The organism is Kitasatospora sp. NPDC001664 (assembly GCF_053596675.1).
This window is the reverse complement of record NZ_JBSFGS010000011.1, coordinates 33439-47479: the sequence shown is the minus strand read 5'-3', so window position 1 is coordinate 47479 and position 14041 is coordinate 33439. Positions and strand designations below refer to the sequence as shown.

Genomic DNA, 14041 nt, shown 5'->3' with positions numbered 1-14041 from the left:
ACTCCCGGTGGGGCGAGGGGGGATGGGCCCGCCCAGTGTGAGGGCGGTCACGCTCGCCGCGGGACGGTCAGGTTGTAGCCGGGCTCGTTAAAGGATTGACGGCCTGTCACCTGTACGGGGGCGCCACCGGTGCGCGTGGTCGACGTCCCCCGGACGCCTCAGGCCCCCGTGCGGTTCAGCAGGTCCGCCCCCAGCGGCGTGATCGTGTGCAGCACCGCCCCGCCCCGGCGCTGCGTGGTGATCAGGTTGGCGTTGCGCAGCACCGTCGCGTGCTGGCTGGCCGAGGCCGGCGAGACGTTGAGGCGGCGGGCCAGTTCGGTGGTGGTGCAGCCGTCCGTCACCACGTCCAGCGCCGCGGCCCGGGTACGGCCGAGCAGTGCGGTGAGGGAGTGCCGGGACGTCGGGTCCGGGCTGAACAGGCCCGCCCCGGTCAGCGGGTCCCGCACCGTCGGGAAGGCCAGCACGTGGGGCGCGTCCGGGTCCGTGGTGTCGGTCAGCAGCACCGGCGGGTCCGCCAGGAAGACCATCGGCGCCAGCACCAGCCCGCGGCCGCCCAGCGGGATGTCCAGGCTCCTCGGGTAGGTGACCTCCAGGACGGGGGCGCGCCAGCGGATGAGGGGGGAGCAGAAGGTGTCGAGCAACTGCTCCACGCCGCCGTCCAGCAGGGTGCGGGCCAGGTCGGCCCGGACGGCGTCCAGGTGGGCGCGGATCCGGCCCCAGTACGGGCCGACGGTGGCGTCGTGGGTGGCCCGCAGCGAGTCGGCCAGCCGCTGACGGGCGCCCAGGTCGCCCTCCAGCAGGGCGCGGACCCACCGCGGGTCAGCCTGCGGGGTGGCGACGTGCCCGAGTTCCAGCCGGACCAGTTCGTCCGGGGCGCCGAGCAGCCGCTCGATGCCGGCCTCCACCGAGGGGTCGCTGCCGGTGAGCGCCCCGAGGTCCAGCCGGGGCCCGGGGCCGTTCACCAACGAGGCCAGCGGCCGCAGCTCCTCGGCCAGCTGCCCGCCGAACTGCCGCCGCCAGGGCCGGAACTGGGCACAGCTGGTGGCCCCGGTGAGCTTGGCCAGCCCGTGGAAGGTCTCCGCCAGCGGGCCCATGGTGGGCGCCACCCGCACGCGCGCCAGGTCATCCGCCGTCAGATGGATACGCAGCACCTTTAAGCCTCCCCCGAAACCCCTGGTCAGTGCCCCCGCCGACCCCGCAGGATCGTCCCTGTCGCCGCTGCCCGGTACGGGGGTACGGACAGCGGAGCGGCCCGGCCACGCCTCCCCAACGGCGCGGCCGGGCCCCGAACGCCTCCGGTCACTTGGTGACCTGGAAGGCCCCGTCCTTGACCGCGACCTGGTACTGCGGCAGCGGGCTGGGCGCCGGACCGTCCTTGACCGCACCGTCGGCGATCGCGAACTTGCTGTAGTGGCACGGGCAGTTGACGGTGCCCTCCTTGACCTCGTCCACCACGCAGCCGGCGTGGGTGCACTTGGCGCTGAAGGCCCTGTACTGGCCCTCGACCGGCTGGGTGACCACGATCTTCTGCTCGCGGTAGACCTTGCCGCCGCCCACCGGGACGTCGGCCACCGCGCCGACCTGCACCGGCCCGGCCGCGGCCGGCTGCTCCGCGGCGGAGGAGCCGCAGGCCGTCACGGCGGCCGCTCCCCCGGCTGCGAGCACCGCACCGCAGAGCAGGGTGCGGCGGCTGGGCCCGGCGGGCGTGGTCTCGGTCATCGGTGAAGCTCCCTCGGCGAATCCGGCTCGGTGCAGGTCCAGTTCGCCGAAGTCTATGCCGGGACGGCGGAAGGGCCGCCCCGTGGGAGCGGCCCTTCTCGCACTGCTGCCGCGGCTACTTCTTCGCCACCGCCCGCTTCCTGGGCGCGGCGGCCTTCTTCGCCGCCTTGGTCGCCTGGGCGGGCACCGGGGCGGCCGGGAGCAGGATGTCCCGCAGGAACTTGCCGGTGTGACTGGCCGTCACGGCGGCCACCTCCTCCGGCGTGCCCTCGGCGACCACGGTGCCGCCGCCGGAGCCGCCCTCGGGACCCATGTCGACCAGCCAGTCGGCGGTCTTGATGACGTCGAGGTTGTGCTCGATGACGATGACCGTGTTCCCCTTCTCCACCAGGCCGTCGAGGACCTTGATCAGCTTGCTGATGTCCTCGAAGTGCAGACCGGTGGTGGGCTCGTCGAGCACGTAGACCGTCCGGCCGGTGGAGCGCTTCTGCAGCTCGGAGGCGAGCTTGACGCGCTGCGCCTCGCCGCCGGAGAGGGTGGGCGCGGACTGGCCGAGCCGGACGTAGCCGAGGCCGACGTCGTTGAGCGTGCGCAGGTGGCGGGCGATCGAGGGGACGGCCTCGAAGAAGTGCATGGCCTCCTCGATCGGCATGTCCAGCACCTCGGCGATGGACTTCCCCTTGTAGTGCACCTCCAGCGTCTCCCGGTTGTACCGGGCGCCGTGGCAGACCTCGCACGGCACGTAGACGTCGGGCAGGAAGTTCATCTCGATCTTGATGGTGCCGTCGCCCGAGCAGTGCTCGCAGCGGCCGCCCTTGACGTTGAAGGAGAACCGGCCCTGGAGATAGCCCCGGACCTTGGCCTCCTGGGTCTCCGCGAAGAGCTTGCGGATGTTGTCGAACACACCGGTGTAGGTGGCCGGGTTGGAGCGCGGGGTGCGGCCGATCGGCGACTGGTCGACGTGCACCACCTTGTCCACCAGCTCGGTGCCGGTGATCCGGGTGTGCCGGCCGGGGACGCTGCGCGCCCCGTTCAGCTCCCGGGCGAGGTGGGTGTAGAGGATGTCGTTGACCAGGGTGGACTTGCCGGAGCCGGAGACACCGGTGATCGCGGTGAAGGTGCCGAGCGGGAAGCCGACCGTGACGTCCTGGAGGTTGTGCTCGCGGGCGCCGTGCACCACCAGCTGGCGCTTCTTGTCCCGCGGGCGGCGGACCGCCGGGGTCGGGATGGAGCGGCGGCCGGACAGGTACTGCCCGGTCATCGACTCCTCGTTGTCCAGCAGCTCCTTGAGCGAGCCGGAGTGCACCACCTTGCCGCCGTGCTCACCGGCGCCGGGGCCGATGTCGACGACCCAGTCGGCGGTCTTGATGGTGTCCTCGTCGTGCTCGACGACGATCAGCGTGTTCCCGATGTCGCGCAGGCGGACCAGGGTCTCGATCAGGCGGTGGTTGTCCCGCTGGTGGAGGCCGATGGAGGGCTCGTCCAGCACGTAGAGCACGCCGACCAGGCCGGAGCCGATCTGGGTGGCCAGGCGGATGCGCTGGGCCTCGCCGCCGGAGAGGGTGCCGGCCGCGCGGTTCAGCGAGAGGTAGTCCAGGCCGACGTCGACCAGGAAGCGCAGCCGCTCGTTGACCTCCTTGAGCACCCGCTCGGCGATCTGCTTGTCCCGCGCGTTGAGCTTCATGGCGCCGAGGAACTCGGCGCAGTCGGCGATCGACATCGCGGAGACGTCGGCGATCGACTTGTCGAGGATGGTGACGGCCAGGATCACCGGCTTGAGCCGGGTGCCGCGGCAGGTCGGGCAGGGCACCTCGCGCATGTAGCCCTCGAAGCGCTCGCGGCTGCTGTCGCTCTCCGACTCGGAGTGACGGCGCGTCACGAACGGGATGGCGCCCTCGAACGGCGCGGTGTACGAACGCTCGCGCCCGTAGCGGTTGTTGTACCGGACCTCGACCTGGGTCTTGTGGCCGTACAGCAGTGCCTTGCGGGCCCGCTGCGGCAGCCCGGCCCACGGGATGTCGGTGCGGAAGCCGAGCTCGCCGGCCAGCGCGTCGGTGAGCCGGGAGAAGTACTCCTTGGTGTGGCCCTGGGACCACGGGTGGATGGCGCCCTCGTCGAGCGACTTCTCCTCGTCCGGGATCACCAGCTCCGGGTCGACCTCCATCCGGCTGCCCAGGCCCGAGCAGTCGGGGCAGGCGCCGAACGGCGAGTTGAAGGAGAACGAGCGGGGCTCCAGCTCCTCGAACGACACGTCGTCGTACGGGCAGTAGAGGTGCTCGGAGTACATCCGCTCGCGCTCCGGGTCGTCCTCGGCGAGGTCGACGAAGTCGAGCACCACCATGCCGCCGCCGAGCCGCAGCGCCGTCTCCACCGAGTCGGTCAGCCGGCGCTTGGCGGTGGACTTCACGGTGAGGCGGTCGACCACCACCTCGATGGTGTGCTTCTCCTGCTTCTTGAGCGTCGGCGGCTCGGTGAGCTGGACGGTGGCGCCGTCCACCCGGGCGCGGGCGTAGCCCTTGGACTGCAGGTCGGCGAAGAGGTCGACGAACTCGCCCTTGCGCTCCCGGACCACCGGGCTGAGCACCTGGAAGCGGGTGCCCTCGGGCAGCTCCAGCACGCGGTCGACGATGGCCTGCGGGGACTGCTTGGCGATCGGGCGCGCGCAGTGCGGGCAGTGCGGCTTGCCGATCCGGGCGAACAGCAGGCGGAGGTAGTCGTAGACCTCGGTGATGGTGCCCACGGTGGAGCGCGGGTTCCGGTTGGTCGACTTCTGGTCGATCGAGACGGCCGGGGAGAGGCCCTCGATGAAGTCCACGTCGGGCTTGTCCATCTGGCCCAGGAACTGGCGGGCGTAGGAGGACAGCGACTCGACGTAGCGGCGCTGGCCCTCGGCGAAGATCGTGTCGAAGGCCAGCGAGGACTTGCCGGAGCCCGAGAGACCGGTGAAGACGATGAGCGAGTCCCGCGGCAGGTCGAGCGAGACGTTCTTGAGGTTGTGCTCGCGAGCACCGCGGACGATGAGGCGGTCGGCCACTGCTTCTGGCGCCTTTCTCCGAGGGAGGGTGGCTGGGAAGGGCTGCGTGGCCCACTGCTTGGGACCAACAAGCGCAATCGGGTGAATTCTTCCAGTGTGCGCCCGTCAGCCTACTAGCTCAGGCGTTCGAATAACGACCATGTCCAGCCCGGTCCACCCGAACGAGTGACGGCCCGACCGGGCCCCTGGCGCGGCCCTGCGGAAAACCCGCTGCTCACGCCCGTGGCCGCCGGTAGCGTCCACCGTGTCAACGAGGCGCGGCCCTCCGGGCAACGCCTGCGGCCCTCGGAACCGGGAGTGCTCACCCCACCATGACCGACACCACTGACAACGCCGCCGCGGCCACCCGCGCCGCCGCCGACCTCGCCGCCGTCGAGGCCTCCACCGCGGCCCTCCTCCGGGTCGCCGCCGAACTCGACCCCGAGCAGGTGCCGCAGCCCTCCGGCCTCCCCGGCTGGACCCGGGGGCACGTGCTGGCCCACCTCTCCCGCAACGCCGACTCCCTGGTCAACCTGCTGGACAACGCCTCCACCGGCAGCGACACCCCGCAGTACGCCTCCCACGAGGCCCGCGAGCAGGACATCGAGCGGGACGCCCCGCGCCCGCTGGCCGAGCACTGGGACGACCTGCGGGCCAGCCACCGGCGCTTCGCCGAGGCCGCCGCCCGGCTCACCGAGGACGACTGGAGCACCCCGCTCAAGCACCGCTTCGGCTACACCTTCCCGGCCCACGAGCTGCCCCGGAAGCGGCTGATGGAGGTGGAGTACCACCTGGTCGACCTGGCCGCCGGCTACACCCCGGCGGACTGGCCGCTCGACTTCGCCTCGGCCGAACTGCCGCGCCTCGCCGCCCTGTTCGAGAAGGCCGACGGCCTGCCCGAGCTCCGCCTGACCGCCACCGACACCGGCGCGACGGCCACCGTGGCGGGCGCCGCCGACGCCCCGGTCACCGTCGAGGGCCCGGTCCGCCAGCTGGTCGCCTGGCTCTCCGGCCGGAGCCACGGTTCGACGTTGTCCTCCTCGGGTCCGCTGCCCACCCTCCCGGCGATGGGCTGAGCGGGCATGATGGGCACCCAGACGGCCACCGAGGAGCGAGGAGCGGCAGCGGGATGACGTACCACGGAGCGGTGAAGGTCGGCGGACCGCCGGACGTGCGGGAGCTGGCCCACCTGATCATCACCAAGGTCGCGGTCGGGCCCCACGACAACAACGCCTACCTGCTGCGCTGCCGGGCCACCGACGAGCAGCTGCTGATCGACGCGGCGGCCGACGCCGAGGTCCTGCTGGAGTCCGTCGGCCCCGAGCTGGCCACCGTCGTCACCACCCACCGCCACCACGACCACTGGGGCGCCCTGGCGACCGTCGTCGAGGCCACCGGCGCCCGCACCGCGGCCGGCCGGATCGACGCCGAGGCCATCGACGTCCCCACCGCCCTCCCCCTCGACGACGGCGACGTGGTCACGGTCGGCCGGGTCGAGCTGACCGTCCGTCAGCTCACCGGCCACACCCCCGGCGCCATCGTCCTGGTCTACGACGACCCCCAGGGCCACCCCCACGTCTTCACCGGCGACTGCCTCTTCCCCGGCGGCGTCGGCAACACCTGGGGCGACCCGGCCGCCTTCGAGACCCTCTACCGCGACGTCACCGAGAAGCTCTTCGACGTCCTCCCCGACGAGGCCTGGGTCTACCCCGGCCACGGCAACGACACCACCCTCGGCACCGAGCGCCCCCACCTCCCGGAGTGGCGCGCCCGCGGCTGGTGACGCCCCTGCGGCAGCGGGCCCCGATCTCCGGGCAGGGGGTCGGGGCCCGTGCCGTTCACCCGTGCCGTTCACCCGTGCCGTTCACCCGTGCCGTTCGCCGGGCGGAAAGCGGCTGCGGGCCGGAGCGGGGCGCTGCCAGGATGCCGGGATGGATGCGATTCTGCGGGCGGGCGGGGAGGTGCTCGGGGCCAGGCTCTCCGAGCCGGTGGACCTGGGGGGATCCCGGCGGAGCACGGTGGTGCGGTGCCGGACCGACGGGGGCGGGACGGTGGTGGTGAAGGCCTTCGGGGACGGCGAGCACGCGCTGCGGGGGTTCACGGCGGAGGCGGCCGGGCTGTCGCTCGGGCTGGCCGGGCCGGGGTTGCTGGGGGTGCACGAGGAGCTGCCGCTGCTGGTGATGGAGGACCTCGGGGAGGCGCCGACGCTGGCGGACGTGCTGCTGGGCGACGACCCGCGGGCCGCCGGGGAGGGGCTGCTGGCGTGGGCCCGCGGCCTCGGGCGGCTGGCCGCCGCCTCGGTGCCGCGGCGGGGCGAGCTCGCGCCGTTGGCGGCCCGGTACGGGCGGGGGCGGCCGCCGTGGGAGGACCTGCCGTGGCTGGCCGACCAGGCTGCGGCACTGCCGGCCCTGCTCGACGACCTGGGGCTGCCCGTACCGGCCGGCCTGGCCGGGGAGTTGGCCGGGATCGCGGCGGTGGGCGCCGACGCCCACCCCGCGTTCACACCGGGCGACACGTGCCCGGACAACAACCTGCTGACGCCCGACGGCCTGCGGCTGATCGACTTCGAGGGGGCCTGCTACCAGTCGGTCTTCCTGACCGCCGCGTACTGCCGGATGCCGTTCTCCACCTGCTGGTGCGTCTTCCGGCTTCCGGACGGCCTGGCCGCCGAGGTCGAACGGACCTTCCGCGACGAGGTGGTGACGGTGTATCCGGAGCTGGCCGAGGACGAGCCCTGGCAGATCGGGATGGCCCAGGCCGTCGCGGTCTGGACGACGGACGCCACGGTGCGGATGCTGGCCGGCGCCGTGGCGCAGGACGCCCCGATGCACCGCACCCGCCGCCCGGTCCCCACCAAGCGTCAGCTGCTGCGGCACCGCTGGGAGACGGCGAGCACCCTGGACGGACTGCCGGCCTTCACCCGGACCGTGCGGCTGCTGCTGGACGCGTACGACTGGGACGTGCCCCCGCTGCCGGGGTACCCGGCGTTCCGCGGCCGGACGGCATGAAGCAGGGCCCCGACCTGAGGTGGGTTGGTCGGGGCCCTGCCGTTCTGGGGGTGGTGGAGCGTCAGGCGTCGATCTCGTCCTTGGACTCCGCCCGCTCGGCCCTCTCCTGCTTCCGGGAGGCCATCAGCGAGGTGATGGTGGTGATCACCAGGACGCCGCAGATGACGCCGAGGGAGACCGGGATGCTGATCTCGGGGACGTGGACGCCGCTCTCGTGCAGGGCGTGCAGCACCAGCTTCACGCCGATGAAGCCGAGGATCACCGAGAGGCCGTAGCTCAGGTGGACCAGCTTCTTGAGCAGGCCGCCGATCAGGAAGTAGAGCTGGCGCAGGCCCATCAGGGCGAAGGCGTTGGCGGTGAAGACGATGTACGGGTCCTGGGTCAGGCCGAAGATGGCCGGGATCGAGTCCAGGGCGAACAGGACGTCGGTGGTGCCGATCGCGAGCATCACGATCAGCATCGGCGTCATCAGCCGCTTGCCGTTCTCACGGATCGTCAGCTTGGTGCCGTGGTACTTGTCGGTCGACGGGAAGCGCTTCTCGATCGACTTGAGCAGGCGGTTCTCCTCGAACTCCTCCTCCTCGTCGTCGCCCATGGCCTCCTTGACCAGCTTGTACGCGGTCCAGATGAGGAAGGCGCCGAAGATGTAGAAGACCCAGGAGAACTCGGAGACCAGGGCGGCGCCACCGGCGATGAAGACCGCCCGGAGCACCAGCGCGATGATCACGCCGACCATCAGCACGCGCTGCTGGTAGATCCTGGGCACCGCGAACTTGCCCATGATCAGGATGAAGACGAAGAGGTTGTCGACGCTCAACGACTTCTCGGTGATGTACCCGGCGAAGAACTCGCCGGCCGGCTGCGAACCGCCGTACCACCAGAGGAACCCGCCGAACAGGATGGCCAGCACGATCCAGACGGTGGTCCAGATCCCGGCCTCCTTGATGGAGACCTCGTGCGGCTTGCGGCCACCGATGAAGAAGTCGGCCACGATCAGGGCGACGAGCACCCCGATCGTCCCGACCCACAGGCCCACGGAAACGTCCACTTAGCTGCTCCTCCGGCAGGTAGGCGAGAGACAGTCATCGTCACTGCCGGAGGTCTCTTCCGCCCGTCGGGCCGGCTCCGCCTGGCCCACGGACCAGCGCCCCGGGGCACCGACTTCGGCGCCCGTGATGACGGGGACACTGCGGGGGAATACTCCCCTCCGTTCCACCGAGGCTAACAGAAGAACCAAGGAAAGGTAAAGAAGGTAAAGAACTCCCCCTGGCGCGCCGTCAGAGGAAGGGCTCGATCGCCGGGAGCATGTCCTGGAAGGTGCGCGCCTTGGCCGGTGCCCCGATCGCCTGCATCCCCCAGCCGCCGACGCCGTCCCGGTAGACCTTGGCCATGATCTGGCCGGTGTGCGGGCCGCCGCCGGTCAGCTCGTAGCGGGCCAGCTCCTGGCCGGTGGACTCGTCCACCAGGCGGCAGTGCGCCTGCTGCACCTCGGCGAAGCTCTGACCGGTGTAGGACGAGACCGTGAAGATCACCTGGGTGATGTGCACGGGGACCTGGGCGAGGTCCACCAGGATCGACTCGTCGTCCTCCGAGCCGACCCCGCCGATCAGGTTGTCCCCGGTGTGCCGGACGGAGCCGTCGTTGCTCACCAGGTGGTGGAAGAAGACCACGTCCGACGGGGTGCGCTCGGCGTACAGCAGCGCGGAGGCGTCGAGGTCGATCTGACGGGTGCGACTGCCGAACAGCCCGCGCTTGGGCGCCGCCTTCCACCCCAGTCCCATCCGGACCACCGACAGCGACTCGCCCGAGCTCTTCTGCAGGCTCACCCGTTGGCCCTTGGCCAGGTTCACCGACACGGCAATGCCCTCTCTCCTCGGCCCGGCCCACCCACCGGACCGGCGCAACGGCGGACACCCCCTTGCCGTCCCCCGGCCGAGGCCCCCTGCGCGGGCACGGAGCCCACGGCCCCCAACCCTATGGCCTGCGGGCATCCGCCCCGTGCAAGGGGCGTACCCCGTGGCGCGCCCACCGACGCGGAGGTGCCACGGGGCACGGAGGTGACCGGAGGGCTTCAGGCCATGCCGGCTTCGCGCATCTGGCGGAGCTCCTTCTTCAGCTCGCCGATCTCGTCGCGCAGGCGGGCCGCCAGCTCGAACTGGAGGTCGGCGGCGGCGGCGTGCATGCGGTCGGTGAACTGCTGGATGAGATCGGCGAGTTCGGCCGCGGGCAGGCTCTTGGCGGGCTTGCGGTCGGCGCCCAGGGCGGGGACCGGGGCCTTGCCCTTGCCGGACTGGCGGTAGCCGGTGGAGAGCAGCTCCTCGGTGTCCAGGTCCTCGCGGGAGAGGGTGTCCAGGATGTCGCCGATCTTCTTGCGGAGCGGCTGCGGGTCGATGCCGTGCTCGGTGTTGTAGGCCTGCTGGACCTCGCGGCGGCGGTTGGTCTCCTCGATCGCCAGCTCCATCGAGGGGGTGATCCGGTCCGCGTACATGTGGACCTGGCCGGAGACGTTGCGGGCCGCGCGGCCGATGGTCTGGATCAGCGAGGTGCCGGAGCGCAGGAAGCCCTCCTTGTCCGCGTCCAGGATCGCGACCAGGGAGACCTCGGGGAGGTCGAGGCCCTCGCGGAGCAGGTTGATGCCGACCAGGACGTCGAACTTGCCGGCCCGCAGCTCGCGGAGCAGCTCGACCCGGCGCAGGGTGTCGACGTCGCTGTGCAGGTACTGCACGCGGATGTCGAGACCGAGCAGGTAGTCCGTCAGGTCCTCGGACATCTTCTTGGTGAGGGTGGTGACCAGGACCCGCTCGTCCTTCTCGATCCGCTTGCGGATCTCGTGCACCAGGTCGTCGATCTGACCCTCCGTCGGCTTGACGATCACCTCGGGGTCGATCAGGCCGGTCGGGCGGATGATCTGCCGGACCTCGCCGTCGCTCCGGGCCAGTTCGTACTTGCCGGGGGTGGCCGAGAGGTAGACCGCCTGCCCGATCCGCTCCTGGAACTCCTCCCACTTGAGCGGGCGGTTGTCCAGCGCGGAGGGCAGCCGGAAGCCGTGGTCGACCAGCGAGCGCTTGCGGGAGGCGTCGCCCTCGTACATCGCGCCGATCTGCGGGACCGTCACGTGCGACTCGTCGATGACCAGCAGGAAGTCGTCGGGGAAGTAGTCGAGCAGCGTGTTCGGCGGGGATCCGGGCTCGCGGCCGTCGAAGTGCATCGAGTAGTTCTCCACGCCGGAGCAGCTGCCGATCTGGCGGAGCATCTCGATGTCGTAGGTGGTGCGCATCCGCAGCCGCTGGGCCTCCAGCAGCTTGCCCTGCTTCTCCAGCACGGCGAGCCGCTCCTCCAGCTCCTTCTCGATGTCGTTCACCGCGCGCTCCAGGCGCTCGGGGCCGGCCACGTAGTGCGAGGCGGGGAAGACGTACATCGACTCGTTCTGGCTGATGATCTCGCCGGTGAGCGGGTGCAGCGTGTAGAGCGCCTCGATCTCGTCGCCGAACATCTCGATCCGGAGCGCCAGCTCCTCGTAGACCGGGAAGATCTCGATGGTGTCGCCGCGGACCCGGAAGGTGCCGCGGGTGAAGGCGAGGTCGTTGCGGGTGTACTGCATGTCGACGAAGCGGCGCAGCAGCGCGTCCCGGTCGACCTCCTCGCCGACGTGCAGCTGGGCCATCCGGTCGACGTACTCCTGCGGCGTGCCGAGGCCGTAGATGCAGGAGACCGAGGCGACCACGACCACGTCGCGGCGGGTGAGCAGCGAGTTGGTCGCGGAGTGGCGCAGGCGCTCGACCTCCTCGTTGATCGAGGAGTCCTTCTCGATGTAGGTGTCCGTCTGCGGGACGTAGGCCTCGGGCTGGTAGTAGTCGTAGTACGAGACGAAGTACTCGACCGCGTTGTTCGGCAGGAGCTCGCGGAACTCGTTGGCCAGCTGGGCCGCGAGCGTCTTGTTCGGCGCCATCACCAGGGTGGGGCGCTGGAGCTTCTCGATCATCCACGCGGTGGTCGCGGACTTGCCGGTGCCGGTGGCACCGAGCAGGACGACGTCCTTCTCGCCCGCGCGGATGCGGCGCTCCAGCTCGGCGATGGCCGCCGGCTGGTCACCGCTGGGCTGGTAGGGGCTGACGACCTCGAAGGGCGCCGTGGAACGCTCGATCTTCGTGATGGGACGCACGCCACCACCGTACGACCAGCCACCGACAATCCCCGAGCGCCGCTGCTCAGGGCCGGGCGGCCAAGGCGTTGCGGACCAGCAGCCGGCCCGCCCGGCGGAAGGAGCGCTCGCTCGAGTCGACCTCGTGGACCCGCAGCCGGCGGAGCACCACCACGACGGCCGGAGCCAGCCCCAGCTCGGCCAGCTCCTCCCGGACGCCCTCGGCGACCGCTCCGTACAGCTCCTCGAGTGACCAACCGTCCGGCGCCTCCGCCTCCGGCGCGGTCTCGAATGCCAGGCCCGGCTCCCCGGGCTCGAAGTCCACCGTGACGTCCGCGAAGTCCGAGGGGCAGCCGACCTGCCAGACGTACACCGCCCGGACCTCACGGAGCGGGCGGGACGGGAAGGGTTCGGTGGAGGTGGTCATCCCGGCACCGTAGTGAGCCGACGCCGGGTCACGCCATCCAGAAGAAGACCGCCGTCATCCGCTTCTCCTCCAGGGTCGCGCCCCAGTACTCGGTGGCGGTGTGGATCAGGTTGGCGGTGTAGAGCAGCAGCCGGTTGTACCGGTGCGGGACGGCGAGGTCCTCGGTGAAGGAGCCGGCGGGGACGTAGCGGGTGCCGAGGGCGTCGACCAGGCTGTTGTGCGGGGCGGTGACCTGGTTCCCGCCGAGGCGTCCGCCGGGGAGGCTCTGACGGTGGAAGCTGGTGCCGCAGCGGGCGGGCACGGTGGGGTTGAGGTAGAGCACGGCGGCGTACCGGCAGAGCGCGCGGGAGTCGGTGTGCGGCCGGGGTTCGCTCTCCCCCGCACCGACCACCTGGACGCAGTTGTGGTTGAAGGTGCCGCCCTCGGCCTCGCCCAGGGCCCAGATCCGGGAGGCGCCGGTGGCCCTGCGGACCTTCGCCTCGACCAGGGCCAGCTCGTCCGGCAGCAGGGCCGGCATGGCGCGCAGCCCGGGCCAGGCCTCGGGCTTGTGCGGGTAGCCCTCCTCCCACTCCTCGACGGCCAGGCAGCGGGCGCGGACCTCGTCCGGGTCGGGCAGCACGTCGTCGAGCACCCAGTAGTCGCGGCCCTTGGTGGGCTTGCGGTACGGGAGGACGGGCAGCACGGGATGGCCGGGCACGGGCCGGCGCAGCAGCTCAGGGGGCATGGGGCCGACCCTAGGAGCGGTCCGGCCCACGACTCTCCCGCAGAGTGGTCAACTCTTGGCCACGGACCGTCAACTTTTGGTCTGGTCAGCTTCGTTCACGATCGAGGCCCGGATGGTCCGCTCGGCGCACCCGAGTCGTACGGGAGTTCCACGCTCCCTAAGCTGGCCGCGATGAACGCCGACCGCCGCACCGTGCTGCGCTCCGCCGCGGGACTGGCCACCGCCGCCGCCCTCGGGGCCCTGTCCGCCTGCTCCGCCTCCGGGCCCCCGGTGGCCGAGGGCCCGGCCTCCCCGCCGCCCTCCCCCACGCCCACCCCCGTGCCCTCGGCGACGCCGGCGTCCTCCCCCGCGGCCAGCCGCCCGCCGGTGGTCCCGGCCTTCGCCCCGCTGGCACCGGGCACCCCGGTGGAGGTGGTCAACGGGCCGCGCACCCGCTCCGAGATCGCCCTGACCTTCCACGGCGAGGGCGACCCGGCCCAGGCCACCGCCCTCCTGGAACGGGCCGAGGCGCACGGCGTCAAGCTCACCGTGCTGGCGGTGGGCCGCTGGCTGGACCAGCAGCCCCAGATGGCCGAGCGGATACTGCGGGGCGGCCACGAGCTCGGCAACCACACCCAGAACCACCGGGACCTCAACGCGCTGACGCCGGATCAGGTGCACGCGGAGATCGCCGAGTGCGCGGACCGGCTGCGCCGGCTGACGGGCTCGATCGGGCGGTGGTTCCGGCCCTCCGCCGCGCAGTACGCCAGCCGGGTGGTCCGGGAACAGGCCCGGCTGGTCGGCTACGAGCACTGCCTGTCCTTCGACGTCGACCCGCACGACTACGCCGACCCCGGCGCCGACCTGCTCCAGCGCCGCCTGCTCCGCTCCGTCCGCAGCGGCTCCGTCGTCGCCCTCCACATGGGCCACCAGGGCACCGTCGACGCCCTCCCCGGCCTCCTCGACGGCCTCCACCGCCTCGGCCTCCAACCGGTGACGGCCAGCCAACTCTGCGCCTGAGCCCCTTTCG

12 protein-coding genes are annotated in these 14041 nt (G+C 71.7%); 4 read left to right on the top strand and 8 right to left on the bottom strand.

The features are described 5' to 3' along the window. Positions 1–158 precede the first annotated feature (158 nt). The 3 genes from ACWCYY_RS17065 to uvrA all read right to left on the bottom strand — a co-directional run bounded on the left by ACWCYY_RS17065 (position 159) and on the right by uvrA (position 4753). Entirely contained in the window at positions 159–1151 is a 993-nt protein-coding gene (locus tag ACWCYY_RS17065) for an ArsR/SmtB family transcription factor (RefSeq protein ID WP_449796482.1), read from the bottom strand. Between the two features lie 148 nt (positions 1152–1299). After that, entirely contained in the window at positions 1300–1719 is a 420-nt protein-coding gene (locus tag ACWCYY_RS17060) for a Rieske (2Fe-2S) protein (RefSeq protein ID WP_345288646.1), read from the bottom strand. Between the two features lie 115 nt (positions 1720–1834). Continuing rightward, a complete protein-coding gene (gene uvrA / locus ACWCYY_RS17055; RefSeq protein WP_345288645.1) occupies positions 1835–4753 on the bottom strand; it encodes an excinuclease ABC subunit UvrA in 2919 nt (972 codons plus the stop codon). Between the two features lie 311 nt (positions 4754–5064). Between uvrA and ACWCYY_RS17050 the strand changes: the two genes are divergently transcribed. From ACWCYY_RS17050 to ACWCYY_RS17040, 3 genes are all read left to right on the top strand, one after another. Next, positions 5065–5808, top strand: coding sequence for a maleylpyruvate isomerase family mycothiol-dependent enzyme (locus ACWCYY_RS17050; protein ID WP_345288644.1), 744 nt, complete (start codon positions 5065–5067; stop codon positions 5806–5808). Positions 5809–5861: 53 nt separating this feature from the next. Next, positions 5862–6515, top strand: coding sequence for an MBL fold metallo-hydrolase (locus ACWCYY_RS17045; protein ID WP_449796481.1), 654 nt, complete (start codon positions 5862–5864; stop codon positions 6513–6515). Between the two features lie 148 nt (positions 6516–6663). Further along, positions 6664–7740 carry a hypothetical protein gene (locus ACWCYY_RS17040; protein ID WP_345288642.1) on the top strand — a complete coding sequence of 359 codons (1077 nt, stop codon included), beginning with the start codon at positions 6664–6666 and terminating at the stop codon, positions 7738–7740. A gap of 61 nt (positions 7741–7801) precedes the next feature. Here ACWCYY_RS17040 and ACWCYY_RS17035 read toward each other — a convergent pair whose 3' ends face one another. The 5 genes from ACWCYY_RS17035 to ACWCYY_RS17015 all read right to left on the bottom strand — a co-directional run bounded on the left by ACWCYY_RS17035 (position 7802) and on the right by ACWCYY_RS17015 (position 13032). After that, a complete protein-coding gene (locus ACWCYY_RS17035; protein WP_345288640.1) occupies positions 7802–8788 on the bottom strand; it encodes a TerC family protein in 987 nt (328 codons plus the stop codon). A 229-nt stretch (positions 8789–9017) separates the two neighbouring features. Further along, the gene (locus ACWCYY_RS17030; RefSeq protein ID WP_345288639.1) at positions 9018–9596 is read right to left on the bottom strand and encodes a TerD family protein; all 579 of its coding nucleotides are present in this window, start codon (positions 9594–9596) and stop codon (positions 9018–9020) included. Between the two features lie 215 nt (positions 9597–9811). Next, on the bottom strand, positions 9812–11902 hold the full coding sequence (uvrB, locus tag ACWCYY_RS17025; RefSeq protein WP_345288638.1) for an excinuclease ABC subunit UvrB: 2091 nt from the start codon (positions 11900–11902) through the stop codon (positions 9812–9814). Between the two features lie 46 nt (positions 11903–11948). Beyond that, on the bottom strand, positions 11949–12308 hold the full coding sequence (locus ACWCYY_RS17020; protein ID WP_449796480.1) for a hypothetical protein: 360 nt from the start codon (positions 12306–12308) through the stop codon (positions 11949–11951). 28 nt (positions 12309–12336) lie between these two features. After that, positions 12337–13032 (bottom strand): DUF6445 family protein, encoded by a 696-nt coding sequence (locus tag ACWCYY_RS17015; RefSeq protein WP_345288636.1) that lies wholly within the window; start codon positions 13030–13032, stop codon positions 12337–12339. 171 nt (positions 13033–13203) lie between these two features. Between ACWCYY_RS17015 and ACWCYY_RS17010 the strand changes: the two genes are divergently transcribed. After that, the gene (locus ACWCYY_RS17010) at positions 13204–14031 is read left to right on the top strand and encodes a polysaccharide deacetylase family protein (RefSeq protein WP_345288635.1); all 828 of its coding nucleotides are present in this window, start codon (positions 13204–13206) and stop codon (positions 14029–14031) included. The last annotated feature ends 10 nt before the right edge of the window (positions 14032–14041 follow it).